The sequence below is a fragment of the Stutzerimonas stutzeri RCH2 genome (assembly GCF_000327065.1).
Classification (GTDB): Bacteria; Pseudomonadota; Gammaproteobacteria; order Pseudomonadales; family Pseudomonadaceae; genus Stutzerimonas; species Stutzerimonas stutzeri_AE.
Map to the genome: position 1 here is coordinate 695,370 of NC_019936.1, position 17,120 is coordinate 712,489.

At 66.3% G+C, this 17,120-nt stretch carries 15 protein-coding genes; all 15 read right to left on the bottom strand.

Annotated features, from left to right (window positions below; genetic code table 11):
* Positions 1 to 56: 56 nt before the first annotated feature.
* On the bottom strand, positions 57 to 1,955 hold the full coding sequence (dxs, locus tag PSEST_RS03130; RefSeq protein WP_015275591.1) for a 1-deoxy-D-xylulose-5-phosphate synthase: 1,899 nt from the start codon (positions 1,953 to 1,955) through the stop codon (positions 57 to 59).
* Positions 1,956 to 2,064: 109 nt separating this feature from the next.
* Positions 2,065 to 2,952, bottom strand: coding sequence for a polyprenyl synthetase family protein (locus tag PSEST_RS03135; protein ID WP_041756883.1), 888 nt, complete (start codon positions 2,950 to 2,952; stop codon positions 2,065 to 2,067).
* A complete protein-coding gene (locus PSEST_RS03140; RefSeq protein WP_003283056.1) occupies positions 2,952 to 3,194 on the bottom strand; it encodes an exodeoxyribonuclease VII small subunit in 243 nt (80 codons plus the stop codon). Before PSEST_RS03140 ends, PSEST_RS03135 begins: the two co-directional genes overlap by 1 nt.
* Positions 3,195 to 3,332: 138 nt before the next feature.
* The gene (locus tag PSEST_RS03145; protein WP_015275593.1) at positions 3,333 to 4,094 is read right to left on the bottom strand and encodes a siderophore ferric iron reductase; all 762 of its coding nucleotides are present in this window, start codon (positions 4,092 to 4,094) and stop codon (positions 3,333 to 3,335) included.
* On the bottom strand, positions 4,078 to 5,886 hold the full coding sequence (locus PSEST_RS03150) for an IucA/IucC family protein (RefSeq protein WP_015275594.1): 1,809 nt from the start codon (positions 5,884 to 5,886) through the stop codon (positions 4,078 to 4,080). Before PSEST_RS03150 ends, PSEST_RS03145 begins: the two co-directional genes overlap by 17 nt.
* Positions 5,883 to 6,470, bottom strand: a complete 588-nt coding sequence (locus tag PSEST_RS03155; RefSeq protein ID WP_015275595.1) for a GNAT family N-acetyltransferase — start codon at positions 6,468 to 6,470, stop codon at positions 5,883 to 5,885. Before PSEST_RS03155 ends, PSEST_RS03150 begins: the two co-directional genes overlap by 4 nt.
* Positions 6,467 to 7,621 (bottom strand): MFS transporter, encoded by a 1,155-nt coding sequence (locus PSEST_RS03160; protein ID WP_015275596.1) that lies wholly within the window; start codon positions 7,619 to 7,621, stop codon positions 6,467 to 6,469. The genes PSEST_RS03155 and PSEST_RS03160 overlap by 4 nt, the downstream gene beginning before the upstream one ends.
* Positions 7,618 to 8,937 carry a lysine N(6)-hydroxylase/L-ornithine N(5)-oxygenase family protein gene (locus PSEST_RS03165; protein ID WP_015275597.1) on the bottom strand — a complete coding sequence of 440 codons (1,320 nt, stop codon included), beginning with the start codon at positions 8,935 to 8,937 and terminating at the stop codon, positions 7,618 to 7,620. The genes PSEST_RS03160 and PSEST_RS03165 overlap by 4 nt, the downstream gene beginning before the upstream one ends.
* An 11-nt stretch (positions 8,938 to 8,948) precedes the next feature.
* Positions 8,949 to 10,472 carry a pyridoxal phosphate-dependent decarboxylase family protein gene (locus tag PSEST_RS03170; RefSeq protein ID WP_015275598.1) on the bottom strand — a complete coding sequence of 508 codons (1,524 nt, stop codon included), beginning with the start codon at positions 10,470 to 10,472 and terminating at the stop codon, positions 8,949 to 8,951.
* Positions 10,473 to 10,668: 196 nt separating this feature from the next.
* On the bottom strand, positions 10,669 to 11,166 hold the full coding sequence (locus tag PSEST_RS03175; RefSeq protein ID WP_015275599.1) for an RNA polymerase sigma factor: 498 nt from the start codon (positions 11,164 to 11,166) through the stop codon (positions 10,669 to 10,671).
* A gap of 94 nt (positions 11,167 to 11,260) precedes the next feature.
* On the bottom strand, positions 11,261 to 13,654 hold the full coding sequence (locus tag PSEST_RS03180; protein ID WP_015275600.1) for a putative bifunctional diguanylate cyclase/phosphodiesterase: 2,394 nt from the start codon (positions 13,652 to 13,654) through the stop codon (positions 11,261 to 11,263).
* Positions 13,648 to 14,583, bottom strand: a complete 936-nt coding sequence (locus tag PSEST_RS03185) for an ABC transporter substrate-binding protein (RefSeq protein ID WP_015275601.1) — start codon at positions 14,581 to 14,583, stop codon at positions 13,648 to 13,650. Before PSEST_RS03185 ends, PSEST_RS03180 begins: the two co-directional genes overlap by 7 nt.
* Before the next feature lie 153 nt (positions 14,584 to 14,736).
* A complete protein-coding gene (locus PSEST_RS03190; protein WP_015275602.1) occupies positions 14,737 to 15,792 on the bottom strand; it encodes a protein-glutamate methylesterase/protein-glutamine glutaminase in 1,056 nt (351 codons plus the stop codon).
* A 19-nt stretch (positions 15,793 to 15,811) separates the two neighbouring features.
* On the bottom strand, positions 15,812 to 16,618 hold the full coding sequence (locus PSEST_RS03195; RefSeq protein ID WP_015275603.1) for a CheR family methyltransferase: 807 nt from the start codon (positions 16,616 to 16,618) through the stop codon (positions 15,812 to 15,814).
* Position 16,619: 1 nt separating this feature from the next.
* Positions 16,620 to 17,117: a chemotaxis protein CheW gene (locus PSEST_RS03200; protein WP_015275604.1), complete on the bottom strand. Its 498-nt coding sequence runs from the start codon at positions 17,115 to 17,117 to the stop codon at positions 16,620 to 16,622.
* Positions 17,118 to 17,120: the final 3 nt, after the last annotated feature.

The following is a 17,120-nucleotide window of genomic DNA, read 5'->3' on the forward strand; positions in this document are numbered from 1 at the left end:
CGTCGGATACCGGTGACGTAGGGTGGATGACGCTCCACCCATCCACCAAAACGACGTCAGGCTTTGCCGAGTGTCGCCAGGCGCTTGCGCACCGCGGCTTCGATGCCGGCCGCATCCAGGCCGCACTCGGCGAGCATTTCGCTGGGTTTGGCGTGTTCGACGTAGTAGTCCGGCAGGCCCAGGTGCAGCAACGGCTTGAGAATGCTTTCGCCGGTGAGGAACTCGGCGACTGCGCTGCCGGCACCGCCCATGATGCTGTTTTCCTCGACCGTCACCAGCAGCTCGTGACTGCCCGCCAGTTCGCGTAGCAGGGCTTCGTCCAGTGGTTTGACGAAACGCATGTCGACGACCGTGGCGTCCAGCGCCTCGCCGACCTGCATTGCCTCCGGCAGCTGCACGCCGAATACCAGCAAGGCGATCTTGCTGCCCTGGCGGCGGACTACAGCCTTGCCGATCTCCAGCGGTTCCAGCCCGGGCTCGATGGCGGCGTTGGGGCCGCTACCGCGCGGGTAGCGCACCGCGGCCGGGCCTTCGAAGTGATAGCCGGTGGTGAGCATGCGGCGCATCTCGTTCTCGTCGCTGGGCGTCATCACCAGCATGCCGGGGATGCAGCGCAGGTAGGACAGATCGAAGCTGCCGGCGTGGGTCGGGCCGTCTTCGCCGACCAGTCCGGCACGGTCGATGGCGAACAGCACGTCGAGATTCTGCACCGCGACGTCGTGGATCAGCTGATCGTAAGCGCGCTGGAGGAAGGTCGAATAGATCGCCACCACCGGCTTCATGCCTTCGCAGGCCATGCCGGCCGCCAGCGTCACCGCGTGTTGCTCAGCGATGGCGACGTCGAAGTAACGCTGCGGATAGCGCTCGCTGAAGGCCACCAGGTCCGAGCCTTCCTTCATCGCCGGGGTGATGCCGGTCAGGCGCGGGTCGGCGGCGGCCATGGCGCACAGCCACTGGCCGAACACATTGGAGTACTTGGGCCCTGAGGGCTTCTTCGGTTTGACCGGGGCGCCGACCGGCTCGAGCTTGCTGATCGCATGCCAGGTGATCGGGTCGGCCTCGGCGGGTGCGAAGCCCTTGCCTTTCTTGGTCACCACGTGGAGGAACTGCGGACCGTCGAGGTCGCGCATGTTGCGCAGGGTGGCGATCAGCGTCGGTAGGTCATGGCCGTCGATGGGACCGATGTAGTTCCAACCCAGCTCCTCGAACAGCGTGCCGGGGACCAGCATGCCCTTGGCGTACTCCTCGGTGCGGCGGGCGATTTCCCAGGCGCCCGGCAGGCGCGAGAGGATCTTCTTGCTGCCTTCGCGCATGCTGGAATATGTGCGGCTGGAGAGAATCTTGGCCAGGTAGTTGGACAGCCCGCCGACATTGCGCGAGATCGACATGTCGTTGTCGTTGAGCACCACCAGCATGTTGGCGCCGACTTCCGGGGCGTGGTTGAGCGCCTCGAAGGCCATGCCGGCGGTCAGGGCGCCATCGCCGATCACCGCGATGGACTTGCGCTGCTCGCCTTTCAGACGGGCGGCGACCGCCATGCCCAGGGCGGCGCTGATCGAGGTGCTGGAATGGCCGACGCCGAAGGTGTCGTATTCGCTCTCCGAGCGGCGCGGGAAGGCGGCCAGGCCTTCCTTCTGGCGCAGCGTACCCATGCGCTCACGGCGGCCGGTGAGAATCTTGTGCGGATAGGCCTGATGGCCGACGTCCCACACCAGCCGGTCGTCCGGGGTGTCGTAGACGTAGTGCAGGGCGATGGTCAGCTCGATCACGCCGAGGCCGGCGCCGAAGTGCCCGCCGGTGCGGCCGACGCTGTACAGCAGCTCCTGGCGCAATTCGTTGGCAAGCTCTTCGAGTTCCGCTTCGCCCAGTCGACGCAGCTGTTCGGGAGTCGCCGCTCGGTCAAGAACGGGCGTCGTGGGGCGAACCCGAGGGATCTCGTGAAAAGTCTTGGGCATCAGGCGGATCGTTGTTGTTGAAAAAAGAGCGGCAGTTTACCCGATGGGCCCTTCGATAAGAACGGCCCTGGGTCCGGTAGGGGTTTGACTGCGTTCGACGCGAAAACGCTCAGTTGCGTCGTTCGACGATGTAGCGCGCCAGCTCGCGCAGCGGCTCGGCGGCGATATCGAACGGCCGCAGGGCGTGCAGCGCCTGGTCGCGTAGCTCCAGCGCATAGGCCTTGGCCGCGTCCATGCCGAGCAGCGCCGGGTAGGTCGGTTTGTCCCTCGCGATATCGGCGCCCTGGTGCTTGCCGAGGGTCGCGGTGTCGCTTTCGACGTCGAGAATGTCGTCCTGGACCTGAAAGGCCAGGCCGATGGCGCGGGCGTACTGGCTCAGCGAGGCGAGGTTGTCGGCATCGGCACGGCCACTGGCGAGGGCGCCGAGCTGCACGCTGGCTTCGATCAGCGCGCCGGTCTTGTGCCGGTGCATAAGCTCCAGCGCGTCGCGATCGAGCTTGAGGCCGACCGAACCGAGGTCGATGGCTTGCCCGCCGACCATACCGGCGGGCCCGGCGGCGCGGGCCAGCACGGCGAACATGCGCAGGCGCAGCGTGGCGTCCTGCGGGTTGTGCGCGGCCTGGGCCATGGCCTCGAAAGCGAGACTCTGCAGGCCGTCGCCGGCGAGGATGGCGCAGGCCTCGTCGAACGCCTTGTGCGTGGTGGGTTGGCCGCGGCGCAGGTCGTCGTCGTCCATGGCCGGCAGGTCGTCGTGCACCAGCGAGTAGGCGTGGATAAGCTCGACGGCGCAGGCCGCGCCGTCAGCGCTGGCCTTGTCGCCATTCAGCGCCTCGCAGGCGGCGTAGACCAGCAGTGGGCGGACGCGCTTGCCGCCGTTCATCACGCTGTAGCGCATGGCCTGGTAGAGCCGCTCGAGCTGCGGCAGCGGCGCGACGAAGAGGGTTTCGAGGCAGCCGTCGACGCGCTGCTGACAGCTTTTCTGGTAGTCGCCGATCATCATGCTTCGGGGTCCGACTCGAAGGGGGCTTCCTGCAGACTGCCGTCGCGTTCCAGCAGGATCTGTACCTTCTGCTCGGCCTGGCTCAGCGCAGCCTGGCAATCGCGGGTCAGGCCGATGCCCTGTTCGAAGCAGGTCAGCGAATCTTCCAGCGACAGCTCGCCGCTTTCCAGGCGCTCGACCAGCTGTTGCAGCTCGGCGAGGGATTGTTCGAAATCGAGGGCAGCTTTCTTGCGGGCCATGCGGGAACCTGTCGTCGGCGGCAGTCGGAAACGGGCGCGACATTAGCAAAGAAACGACCGCGGCAGCCACAAGGTTCGCCCGCCTGATGTGTATCCACCTGCGTAAGGTGGCGGGATGCTGCCTGAGGCCAGCGTGCGCTAGCCATGTTGCTCGCGCAGGCGTCGAGAGCGCTCGGCAAGCGGCAGCTTCGGGCAGCTGTCGCAGAGCTCACCGTCGGCGCGGCGGAAATGCTGACAGCAGGCCTTTCGCTGCAAGCCGAGACGGGTGCCGCCATCTTCCAGCTGCACCGCCAGCAGGCCGCTGGCGCCGCGCATGGCGCAGGCGTCCAGCCAGGCATCGGCGCAACGGCAGAGCTGCAGGTTGCCGCAACCATCGGTCCGTAGCGTGTGCAGCAGCGCGGCCATCACGCAGTCCGCGGCGAGGCGTTGCGCCAGCTTCGGATGCAGCCCGAGCAAGGTGCCGCAAGCCGCGTGGGCCTGCTCGCAGAAGTGGCGGATCTGCTGCCCGGCATGCCGCAGCAGCCGCGGAGAATCGGCACGCAACGGCTGGTGGGCCGGCAGGCAGAAACCGGCGACGAAGCCCTGCTCAACACCTTGCGCCATACCGTCCAGGCAGGGCGCCTGGCCATCGAGCTGTACGGCCAGCACCTGCAGATAGATCGGCTGCCAGACCAGCAGCGTCCAGCAGCGCGCCGCCCAGTAGTGCCGGCCCGCTGCCGGATGCGCCGCCTGCCAGTGCGCCAGCAGGGCGGCCAGCGACTGCGGGCGATCGAGCATCAACTCGTCGGGCCTCGGCGAGCCAACCCGCCCGTCCAGCCCCGGCAGAGCGCCACGTACCCGCAGCAACAGGTCGTTCAGTCCATCGTCTTGCGCCCAGCGTGCTTCAGCGTTCCGGTGCATAAGGCGCGACGGGGTTCTTCAGGGTACCGGCGAATTTCAATGCGCCGGCCGGATCGGCGAGGTCGAGCATCTGCCGGTTGTTGCCCAGCTGCAGGCGGTTCAGGCAGGAGCGCGCGAATTCCTCGGCGAACAGGTCGTAGCGGGCGAACTTGTCGCGCAGCTGCGGCTGGCAGGCCTGATAGTCGGCGATGCAGTCGGCGACCTGTTGCCAGAAGCGCTGCTCCGGCAGGCCGACCTGCTCATCGAGGATTTGTCCCAGATAGCGGAAGAAGCCGTCGAACACGTCGGTGAAGATCGACAGCACCTTGAGCTCGTCGGGCACCGATACCGCCAGGCGACCTACGGCCTCGGGAATCTGTGCGTCGGCATCGAGAATCACCGCTTCCTCGCCGATGTCCTTCATCAGCACGCGCACCGGCACGTGGTCTTCCAGCACCAGGATCAGGTTCTCGCCGTGGGGCATGAACACCAGGTCGTGGGCGTAGAAGCAGTGCAGCAACGGCGTCAGGTAGGCATCGAGATAGCGGCGCACCCAGCGGTCGGCGGTCAGGCCCGAGGCACTGATCAGCGTTGCCAGCAGGGCGCGTTCTTCGCCGTCGCTGTGCAGCAGTGCGGCCATGGTCATCAGCCGCTGGCCGGATTGAATGTGGCCATAAGGGCTCTCCCGCCACAGCGCCGAAAGCATCTTGCGATAAGGACTGCTGGCCGGCAGTGCCTGCTCGTAATAGGGATTGCGATAGCCGATGGCCGCGACTTCGCGCAGCAACTGGAAGCCGCAGTCGCGCAGCAGCGGGTCGCTGGCCACACGCTCGGCAAGGTAGGTGTTGATCGCCGGCGTGGCCTGCATGTAGTACGGCGACAGCCCGCGCATGAAGCCCATGTTGAGGATCGACAGGGCGGTCTTCACGTAGCGCCGCTGTGGCTGGCTCTGGTTGAAGAAGGTGCGGATCGACTGCTGCGCCAGGTAGCGGTCATTGCTCAGGCCGAGATAGACGATCTGCCGGTTGGCGATCTCCGCGGCGAAACCGATGGCCAGGATGTTGTGCCATTGCCAGGGGTGGGCCGGCATCAGCAGGTAGTCGTCCGGGGCGAGCTGCAGGGCGTGCAGTTGGTTGTGGAATACGTCGAGCTGGCCGCCCAGCTCCTCGCGCAGTAGGGTCGGCTGGTCGAGCCCGTCGATGGCGCTGTAGCTGGCGCGGCTGCGGTGCACGGCAAGCCAGACCAGGCGCACCGGGCTGGCTGCTTCCGGCGCGTAGGCGCGGTAATCCTGGGCGTCGAAGCCCATCCGCCCGTTGTTGGCGACGAAGCCCGGGTGGCCTTCGCGCATGCCGGTCTCGATCTGCTGGAAGTCGGCCAGGGCCAGTTGGGCGGCGCTAAGCGGGCTGTTGGCGAGCTTGTAGGCGCTGCCGAACAGGGTGCTGCTGATCTCGTCGAGATAGACCGGCAGGTTGTTTTCCGAGATGCCCAGGGTGTCGGCGAACTCGATGATGAAGCTCAGCGCGTCCAGTGGCTGCGGCTGGCCATCGCCAAGTTTCTCGATGGAGTCGGTAACGATGGACCAGTGATCCAGCGCCAGTCGTCGCGCCTTGAAGCGGTACTCGGTCGAGCTGTCCGGCACTGCGACGCGGTAGTGGCTGTCGCCCAGCGGCTCGGGGCTGAGCAGCTTCTCGTGGCTGAACTCGGCCAGGGCTTTCTTCACCAGCAGGCGATTGGCGCGGGCCCAATGTTCGGCCTGCAGGTGTTCGGTGGCCAGATCGCCGGCGGCGGTTGGCAGTTGCACGAGCTGATTCATTGCGGATTCTCCTGAAGGGTGGCGAGGAACTGCGCGCGCGTGCAGAACGCCAGGCAGGCGTCCTTTTCCGGGAGCTGCAGCAGGCGCTGGTAAACGAAGCCGACGCGCTGGTTCAAGGCATGCACCTTGGCGTTGCGCGCGTCGGGCTCGACGACGATGCGTCGTGCGAAAGGGTCGGCGAACTGGTAGGCGAGGATGCTGCGCATGACTTCCAGACTGAAGCCGTGCACCGGGCGCTCGCAGGGCGCAAGTAGCAGGTGCATGCCGCGGTCGCCAGGGCGCACCTGGTAGTGATCGGCGAGGCGGTCGTGGGCCGGGTGATAGCCCTCGAACAGGAACGCCGGCTCGCCGTTGCACATGCCGAGGGCAATGTCGCGATGGCTGCTGCGCTGGATTTCGTCGACGTAATTGGTCAACTGCGCCAGGCTCAAATGGCCCATGGCCCAGAAGCGCGCGTAGTCGCGGCGCAGCCAGTCATGCAGCAACGGCAAATGTTCTGGCTGCACGGTTTCAAAGTGCATGGCGCCAAGCGCGCAGTAGCGAACGAAGCGCGGACCATCCGCGCGGGAAAGAGCGGTATTCATGATTTGGCTCCACAGAGGGGCGCACGCGCCGCTGCTGAAACCAGCAGCCAGCGCAGCACGCAGGCGGTGAGAACGAGGCCGATGGCGGAAAGGAAGAACGGCGCGGCGAGGCCGGCGTCGCGGACCGCCAGTCCGGCCAGCCAGGAGGCGGCGAGCACGCCGAGGTTCTGGAAGATGTTGATCAGGCTGTAGTCGCGGCCGTAGTGCTCCGGCCGGCTGAGGGCGAACAGCCGCGCATCCAGTGCCACGGTGAGCTGATACAGCGCCCAGCCGAATAGCACACGGCCGGCGAGCACTGTTGGCATCTGCTCGATGCCCTGCAGCGCCAGTCCGGCCGCGCCCAGCAGCAGCCAGGCGGTCAGGCGCTGGCCGGCGTGGTAATGCAGGGCCAGGGCGAGCAGCGCCAGCATGCCGGGAATGGCATAGACCAGGCCGGTGATCCAGCTTGCCTGAGGCCCGCCGAGCTGTTCCCAGTACACCGTGAAGAACGGCCGCGCCAGGTAGATGCAGAAGTAGAACGCCAGCATCAGCAGGCACAGCCGGGCGATTGCCAGGTGCTCCCCGCGCGGCCGTGGCGGCGTGCTTGCATCGACCCGTGTCGGTTGCGGCGCATGGCGCAACAAGAGCAGGCTGACAGCCATCTGCACGAAGTCCATCAGGCCCATCAGCACAAACATCCGCGCCGGGCTGAGGTAATGCAGCACCCCGCCACCCAGCGTGGCGCCGGCAATCGCGCCCAGATGCACCACCACCGAGAGCAGGCCGATGGTACGCACCTGCTGGTCGGCGCCCACCAGTCCCATCACGTAGGGGTACATCAGCAGGTAGCTGGCCTTGAAGGCGATCATCGTCAGCGACACTGGCCAGAACAGCCATTGTTGCTCGATCGCCGCGCAGGCCAGCGCCAGCAGCCCGGCCATCAACTGGCCGAAGATCAGCAGGCGCAGCGGATGCGCATGCCTGGACAGGCGCACCCACAGCGGCAAGGCGAGCATCGCTACCAGGCACACCGCGGCCAGGTACAGCCCGACCTGCTCGCTGCGCAGCTCGCCGAAGCGTTCGGTGAAGTACTGCGGGTAGAACGGCATCAGCAGGCTGTCGCCGAGCACTGCCAGCAGCGTCATGCCGATCAGCGCGCGTCGCAGCGTCATCGCGCCGCCACCGCGCCCTGGGGTGTCACCGGCTGCGGCAAACTGAACTGCTGGAAGGCGATCTTCGTTTCCACCGCGTAGTGCTCGCGCCCGCAGATCTCGCGCAGGATGCACGCGTTGCGGTAGCAGCCCATGCCGAGATCCGGCGTTACCAGACCGTGATCGACGAGCCCGGCGTTCTGAACGAAGACCTCGCCGCCGTTGCGGTCGATGCTGTAGTTGCGCGCCACGGCGAAGCGTTCCGGTGCCTGCCAGGCGATACGCTCGGCAATCGGCTGGATGCAGCGCGGAAGGCGGTACTGATACCCGCTGGCCATCACCAGTGCGTCGCAGCGGTGGCGATAGCTCTGCTCCAGCTCATGCTGGAAGAACTCCAGCTCCAGCGTGCCATCGCCCAGGCGCTGGCAGCGACGCAGCTCGGCGTTGGTCAGCAGCTGGGTTGGCACCTCGCCCTTGAGGCTCTGGTTGTACAGCTCGTCGTAGATGGCGTTGATCAGGGTGGCGTTGATGCCCTTGTACAGACCCTTCTGGCTATCGATGAGCTTTTCCCGGGTGCTGCGCGGCAGGCTGTGGAAGTAGTCGATGTACTCCGGGCTGGTCATTTCCAGCGTCAGCTTGGTGTATTCCAGCGGGAAGAAGCGCGGCGCGCGGGTGATCCAGTTGAGCTGGTAGTCGTGGCGGTCGATCTCCTGCAACAGGTCGTAGTAAATCTCGGCCGCACTCTGACCGCTGCCGACCACGGTGATCGAGCGCTTGCCCTGCAGGCGCGGCTTGTCCTGCAGGTAGTTGCCGCTGTGGCTGACGTGCTCGGCCAGTGCCTCGCAGCAGGTCGGCAGATAGGGCGTGGTGCCGGTGCCGAGTACCAGGCGGCGGGTGAGGAACTCGAAGCCCTCGCCGCTGCGAGTGTGCACGCCGCGCACCCGATAGCAGCGGCGCTCGTCGAGGTAGTCGACCTGCTGGACGAAGTGCTCGAAGCGCAGGCTGTCGAGCTGCTCGACCACCCACTGGCAGTACTGGTTGTACTCGCGGCGCATCAGGAAGAAATCTTCCTTGATGTAGAAGGCGTACAGCCGCCCGACCTGCTTGGCGTAGTTGAGAAAGCTGAAGCGGCTGGTGGGGTCAGCCAGGGTCACCAGATCGGCCATGAACGGCGTCTGCAGGGTGGCGCTGTCGAGCATCATGCCGGGGTGCCAGTTAAAGCCCTCGGCGCGGTCGAGGAACAGGCAGTCGAGCCCGTCGATGGGTTCGGCCAGGCAGGCCAGACCGAGGTTGAACGGGCCGATGCCGATACCGATGAAGTCATACAGCTTGCTCATGTGCGATCTCCTTACTGGTTGGCGGCGGTGGGTAGCTCGTCGAGCAGGCGGGCGCCGTGGTCGCGAATCAGCTCGACGATGGCGCGCAGGTCGTTCAGCGTGGTTTCCGGGTTGAGCAGGGTGAACTTGAGGTACTGCCGGCCCTCGACCACGGTGGCGGCAATGACCGCCGCGCCGGAGCGGAAGATCGCCTTGCGGATCTCGCGGTTGATCTCATCCAGGCGCTCGTTCGCCACGCCCGGGGCGACGAAGCGGAACACCAGCGTGCTCAGGCGCGGGGTGAAGACTTCGAAGGCAGGATCATTGGCGAGCAGGCGATGGGTGTCGGCGGCGCGGTCGATGACCTCCTCGAACATCGCACCGATATGCTCGGCCCCGAGGATGCGCAGGGTCAGCCAGAGCTTCAGCGCGTCGAAGCGGCGGGTGGTCTGGATGCTCTTGTTGACCAGGTTCGGCGTGCCCTCGCGGGTCTGGCTGCGCGGGTTGAGGTAGTCGGCGTGGTGGGTGATGTAACTCAGGTGCTGGCGCTGGCGAACGAAGAAACCGCTGCAGCTGACCGGCTGGAAGAACGACTTGTGGTAGTCGACGGTGACCGAGTCGGCGTGCTCGATACCGGCCAGCCAGTCGCGGTAGCGCGGTGCGACCAGCAGACCGCCGCCATAGGCCGCATCGACGTGCAACCAGACGCCGTAGTGCTGGCACAGCGCGGCGATTTCGGGCAGCGGGTCGATGCTGCCGAAGTCGGTGGTGCCGGCGGTGGCGACCACGGCCATGGGCAGCTCGCCCAGGCGCTGACAGTCCGCCAGCGCCTGGGCCAGCGCCGGCACGCTCATGCACTGGGCACTGTCGGTTTCGATGCTGCGCACGGCGTCGTAGCCCAGCCCCAGCAGCGCGGCGGATTTCTGCACGCTGAAGTGGCTGGCGCGGGAGGCGAAGATGCGCAGCCCGGCGGCCTCGGCCGGCAGGCCGTGACGCAGGTTGCCGCCGTGGTCGGGCAGGCGGTTGCAGACGTGCTCGCGGGCCAGCAGCAGGCCCATCAGGTTCGATTGGGTGCCGCCGCTGGTGAACACGCCGTCGGCCTGGCTGCCGAGACCGATGCGCGCGCAGGTCCAGTCGATCAGGCGCTGTTCGATCAGCGTGCCGCCGGCGCTCTGGTCCCAGGTGTCCAGCGAGGAGTTGAGCGACGACACCAGCACTTCGGCGAGCAGCGCGGGCAGCACCACCGGGCAGTTGAGGTGGGCGACATAGCGCGGATGATGGAAGTACACCGCGTCGCGCAGATAGAGCTGATCCAGCTCGCGCAACGCGGCGCCGGCGTCGCCCAGCGGACGCTCGAGATCGACGCGCTCGAAATCGGCGGCCAGTTCCTGCGGAAGGATGCCGCTGAATGGCTGCTGCTGGCGCTGCAGGCACTGCTGCACCAGGTTCAGTCCCTGCTGCAGGAGCTGGCGATAGTCATCGTGATTGCTGCGGGTGAACAGCCCGTTGCTGACGGGGCCGGGGGCGAAGGGCACTACGGTACTGGACGGGGTCATGCACATTCCTCGGGCCGAGCGCGGCCGTGACCCGGAACGGGCCGTTTTCGCGACATCGGTGGTTTCTTGTCTGGCGGCGGGGCCGCACGAAAGCATCTGCGAGGATGCTGGTTAATCGAGAATTAATCTCAATTGCGCAAGGGCACAGGCAAGACGAATCAGCGCGGAAAAACCATTACGGCGTCGGAGAAAAAAATTACGGCCGCTCCAGCCGCTGGCGCGCCTTGGCCAGCTGGGCGATCACGGTATTCACCGAGATGCCCAGGCGCTCGGCGATCTCGGCCTGGCTGAGCCCTTCCAGTCGGGCCAGTTCGAACACCTCGCGACAACGTGGCGGCAAGTCGGCGAGCTGGCGCAGTACGCACTGCAGCGCACAGTGATTTTCCACCAGCGCGCAGGGGTCGGCCTGGACCGCTTCGATGAGTTCCAGTGGACCTTCGTCCGATGCACCGAGCAGGGCGCGACGGCGCATGGCATCACGCAACAGGTTGGTGGCGATGCGAAAGAGATAGGCCTTGGGGTTATCGAGGCGCTGCTCGGGCATGATCTGAGCGAGTTTCAGCCAGGCGTCCTGCGCCAGATCCTCAGCCAGCGCGCGGCAACCACCGAGGCGGGTGAGATGGGCGACCAGCTGCTGGCGATGGTGGATGTAGCACTGCAGGCAGGCTTCGGGAATCTTGTTGTTGTCGCGCATGGGAGCGTGCCGCCGGAGGGGGCAACGAACCTAGCTCAACTGAGAATTAATCGCAATTGAAGGCGGTTTGCCGGTATGCCCGCGCAGATGCAGATCAGGCGTCCAGTGGCAGCTGCAGGTTGATCGGGCCGCCGTTCTGCTGCAACCGGCACTGCGCCGCCGGCTGTGGCCGAGCGTAATAGAAACCCTGCAGGCTGGGGCAGCCGTTGAGGCGCAGGAACGCCGCCTGACGCTCGTTCTCTACCCCTTCGGCGACCACGTGCAGGCCGAGGTGGCTGGCCATGGTAAGGATGCCCCGCACCAGCGCGACGGACTCTTCACTGTCGGGCAGGCCGCTGACGAATTCGCGGTCGATCTTGATGCCGTCGAAGCGGAAGCGCTGCAGATAGGTCAGCGAGGCATAGCCGGTGCCGAAATCGTCGAGCAGCAGCGGCAGCCCGGCGGCCTTCAGGCGGGTAAGCGTCTGCTGCACGTGCTCGTCCGCTTCGAGCAGCGCGCTTTCGGTGATCTCCAGCTCGAGCATGCTGGTCGAGGCGCCTTCCTCTTCGAGTATCGCCAGCAGACTGCCGGCCAGGTCGGCCTGCCTGAAATCCAGTGGTGAAAGGTTGACCGCGATGCGCAGCGAGTAGCCCTGTGCATGCCAGCGGCAGGCCTGGCGGCAGGCTTCGCGGAACACCCAGCGCGTCGCTTCGATGATCATGCCGCTGTCTTCCAGCACCGGAATGAACTCTCCGGGCGGTACCAGGCCGCGCTCCGGCGAATTCCAGCGCAGCAGGGCTTCCATGACTTCGGGCTCGCCCTGGGCATTGACCTGGGCCTGGTAATGCAGCACGAACTCGTCCCGGTCCAGCGCCCGGCGCAGGGCCTGCTCGAGGGCGCGGCGTCCGGCGGCAGCCTCGCTGAGTGCTTCGTTGTAGACCACCGTGCAGTTGCGCCCGGCGTCCTTGGCTGCATACAGCGCCAGGTCGACTTGCTTGAGCAGATCGCTGGCGCTGTGTCGACCATCGCTGACGGTGATGCCGATGCTCGGGCTGACGAAACATTCGTACTGGCCGATGCGCACCGGTGGCTGGAAGCCGTCGATGATGCGGCGGGCCAGCTGTTCGGCGCTGGCAATGTCGCAGCCGTCGAGCAGCAGCATGAACTCATCACCGCCGGTTCGCGACAGCAGCGCGTGCTCGGGCATCAGCTGGCCGAGGCGATCGCCTATCTGCACCAGCAGCTTGTCGCCGACCTCGTGACCGAGGCTGTCGTTGATGCGCTTGAAGTGATCCAGATCGAGGTAGAGCAGGCTCAGCGGCAGCCGCGCCGATAGCAGCTGCTCCAGGCGCTGCATCAGATAGTTGCGATTGGCCAGCTGCGTCAGCGGATCGAAGTGGGCGAGAAAGCGCAGGCGCTGCTCGGCGCGCAGGCGGTCGCTGATGTCGCGCAACAGCACCAGGAAGTGCTTTTCCCCGTAGCGCTGGAAGGGCGTGCAGCTGATCTCCAGCGGCACCTCCTGACCATTGCGGCGGCCGGTCAGCTCCAGGGTGGTGTTGGCTGGGGTGCTGCGCAGGCGTGCGGTGGCATCGCCTTCGACCAGACGATCACCCGGCAGGTTGTTGCTAAGCTCGTCGGGGCTGCAGCCGAACAGCGCCGCGGCCGCAGGGTTGGCTTGCAGCACGCGCAGGTCGCTGTCGACCACCAGCATGCCGATCGGCGCCGTGTCGACCAGCTCGCGGAACAACCGCTCGCTTTCGCTGACGGCGAGCTGGCGCTCGTGCAGCTGGTTCATCATGCGGCTGAGGGTGAGCGCGAGCTTGCCGATCTCGTCGCGACCGCTTACCGCTGGCGGCTGTGGCTGCTGGTCGAGGGCAAACTGGCGCGCCGCCTGGTCGATGCAGGCCAGTCTTCGTGTCAGTAAACGCCCGTAGAGCCGGTTGAGGATCAGCCCGAGCAACAGCAGCAGCGCCAGGGTCTGCGCCAGGTAGAACCAGGCCTCGCGCTTGGTCTGCGCGAGCATCGGCGCGAAGTCGTACTCCACCAGCAGCGCTTCGCGCAGCGGCGTGCCGTTCTGGGCGACGCGATCCAGCGGGTAGATGGCCAACTGCTGGTCGGCGTCTTCACCGATCCAGCCGGCGCGACCGCTGGCAACGAGCGCCGCAAGATCGTCTGCGCGGATCAACTCCAGTCGCTCAGGCGCGAGGCCGAGACGGGTTGCAGCGATCACCTTGAATTCAGGGTCGATGACCATCGCCCAACGCACGCCCTCCAGACTGGCGAGGTCGGCCAGCTCGGTTTCCAGTTCGGCAACGCGGCCCAGGCGACGATGGTCGCTCAGGCTGCTCTGCAGCAGCGAGAGGTGTTGATGGGTGTGATTACGCCAGCCGGTCAGGGTTTCCTCGATCCGCGTCGGCAGGTGCCAGAGCATCAGCAGGACGGTGAACAGCAGGCCGAACAGACCGAGCAGCAGCGGCATCGATTTTCGTAGCGACAAACTTGTCAGCATTTGATCACCTCGCAGCTCGCGATCAGCCTGTCATGCCGGATTCCGTTGAGCAGGCGGCGTTCGATCATGTACTGGCTCAGGCGTCCGATGCTCTGTTGCAGCTGGCCACCTTCGAACCACTCGCGATTGACGCTGCCGTCGCCCATCAGCAATCCACCCAGGGTGACGTCCAGCTCATCCTGCGTCAGGCCCAGGCGAGCGTGCAGTCGCGGATCGACCTCGGTGCGGTTGTCCTGCCAGGTACGCAGGGCATCGAACCAGAGCGCTCTGAGCTGCCGGCGTTGCTTGGGGTTGACCCGCTGCCGGTCGACCACCAGCACATCGATGATTTCCCCAGGCAGCTGACGGCTGTCGAAGATGCGCCGCGCGCCCTGGCTTTCCAGGGCCGGACCCTCCGAGGCGAAGGTGATCACCGCATCGACCTGTTGTGCGGCGAAGGCCTCGGCCTGCTCGTGGACCGGCAGGCTGAGCACCTGCAGGTCATCGATGGTCAGCTGCGCCTGGTCGAGTACGCGGGAGAGGAAGTAGGCGCCGAGCGCAGTGTTCTCCACGCCGATGCGTTGGCCGCGCAGATCGGCCAGGGTCGCCACCGGAGCGCGGGCGAACAGCGCATCGGCGCCAGCGGAGACATTGGTGATAAGAATGATCTCCAGGTCGAGATCGGCGGCGCTGTCCTGCAGGGCGAGGGTTTCATCGAGGGTGAGCATCGCGGCGTCGAGCATGCCGTTGCGAAAACCGCGCAGTACGCCGGTGGTGGTCGGGTACTCGACTAGGCGGACGCCGCTGGGGGCGGTCCAGCCGAGGTCGTCCGCCAGGTAGAGCGGCGCATAGCCAAGCCAGCGATTGCTGCCGATGCGAATGGCTTCCGAATCGGGCTGGCAGCCAAGCAAGGCGATCAACAGCAGCAGGACGGTAGTGCAGCGGAACATACGATTTCTCCGCGATATCTGTTGGCCGCCATAGCGGAACCGTACGGTCACGGGAATCCCTGCTAAAGCAGGGGACTTAGGCTCGGTGCATCGGTGGGGCGCGCTGAATCACATCAGCAATTGTCGAGCGGCGCGGCCCGCACGGCACGGTGCTCAGTTGCGGCAGGTTGCACGCGCATAGTCGCTGATCAGCCTGGGCAGGTTTTCCAGGGCCTCGGTGCTCTGCGCAGCGCCAATCTGCAGCGCCTCCTTCGGCATGCCGAAGACCACGCAGCTGGCTTCGTCCTGCGCCACGGTGCGGGCACCGGCCTCGCGCATGTTCAGCAGGCCGCGTGCGCCATCGTCGCCCATGCCGGTCATGATGATGCCCAGCGCGTTGTGCCCGGCATGCCGCGCTACCGAGCGGAACAGCACATCCACCGAGGGTTTGTGGCGGTTGACCGGCGGCCCGTCGAGCACCTCGACGAAGTACTGCGCACCGCTGCGCTTGAGCTGCATGTGCCGCCCGCCGGGAGCGACCAGCGCCAGCCCGGCGCGCACGCGATCGAGGTGGCGCGCCTCGCGTACCTCGATCTGGCACAGGTTGTTCAAACGCTGGGCGAAGGCTGCGGTGAATTTCTCCGGCATGTGCTGGACGATGACGATGCCCGGGCTGTCTGCCGGCAACTGGCGCAGCACCAGCTCGAGTGCCTGGGTGCCGCCGGTCGAGGTGCCAAGCGCGATGACTCGATCGGTGGTGGTCAGCCCCGCCGCCGGCGATGGCTCTCGGGACGGGCTGCTGGGCTTCGCTTGTGCACGCACGGCGGCGCGCGGGCGGCTGCGGGCCGCCTGTTCGATCTGCCGGATCAGCTCGCTGGAGAGTTGCTGCAGGCTTTCCTTGAGGCCCAGGCGGGCCTTGGTGAACACACCGACCGCTCCGGCTGCCAGCGCTTCCAGGGTGATCGCCGCACCGGCCTCGGTGAGGGTCGAGCAGATGATCGCCGGTGTCGGTCGTTCAGCCATGATCTTGCGCAGAAAGGTGATGCCGTCCATGCGTGGCATTTCCACGTCCAGCACCAGCACGTCCGGCCAGTCGCGCTGCATCTTTTCCAGGGCGAACAGCGGGTCGGCGGCCTGGCCGATGACCTGGATGCCCGGGTGGCTGTCCAGGCAGGCGGTCAGTACCTGGCGCACCAGCGCGGAGTCGTCGACGATGAAGACCTTGATCATGTGTGGCTACCTGGCTGGTTCATAGGCGCTCGAACACCGAAGGCGCCACACCGCGCAGCGGCAAGCCGAAACCGTGCACGCTCTCGGCGTGGCCGATCAGCAGCAGGCCGCCCGGGCGCAGGTGCTGCAGCAGGCGTGCGGTGATGGCGCGCTTGTCGTCGGCGCCGAAGTAGATCAGCACGTTGCGCAGCATGATCAGGTCCATCGGCTCCAGATCCTGCGGCAGTGGACGCATGAGGTTGATCTCGCGAAAGCTGACCCGCTCGCGCAGCGCCTGGCTGATACGAAAGTTGCCATCCTGGGCGCCGACGCCACGCAGGCAGTGGCGCTTGAGCCAGCCGGGCGGGAAGGCGTCGGTGTCGGCCATCGGATAGACCGCCTCGCGAGCCCTGTGCAGTACGCTCTGGCTCAGGTCGCTGGCGAGGATCGACCAGTCGGAGCTGGCGTGCTCGGCCAGCACCATGGCCAGGCTGTAGGGTTCTTCGCCGCTGGAGCAGGCGGCACTCCAGCAGCGCAGCGGCCCGCGACGGCCGGCCAGCCACTGGGCGAGAAAGCGGAAGTGCTGCGGCTCGCGGAAGAAATAGGTTTCGTTGGTGGTCAGCAGATCGACCACCAGCCGGCGCTCGACCTGCTGCTCGGGCGCGCGCAGCAGGTCTAGATAATGCCCATAGTCGCGCAGGCCCAGCGCCCGCAGCCGGCGCATCAGCCGACCAGCCACCAGCGGGCGCTTGGCTTCGCTCATGCGAATCCCGGAAGCCTCGGCCATCAGCTTCTGCAGAAAGCGGAAGTCCTGATCGCCCAGCGTCGGCAGGTGGGTCGTCGTCACTTCAGCCTGCCAGCGCCATGGCACGATTGAGCTGCAGGATGTCGTCCAGCGAGAGCACCCGGCGCACGTCGAGAATGATGGTGAAGCCCTGCTCGTTGCGCGCCATGCCGGCGATGAAGTCGGTGCGGATGCCGCTGCCGAAGGGCGGTGCCGGCTCGACTTCATGCCCTTCGATGTCCAGTACCGCATCCACTGCATCGACCACCAGGCCGATGCGCTGCTGCACCTCGTTGAGCTCCAGCTCGATGATCACGATGCAGGTGCGCTTGCCCGCGGCGGTGCGCTCCATGCCGAAGCGCGCCGCCAGATCCAGCACCGGCACGACGTTGCCGCGCAGGTTGATCACCCCATGGATGCACGCCGGCATCATCGGCACGCTGGTGATCTGGCCGTACTCGATGATTTCCCGAACCAGCTCGATCGGCAGCGCATAGCGCGCCTGGCGAACCCGGAACGAGAGGTGCTGGATGCTGTGTTCAACGCTGGCGATCTGGTTCATGCA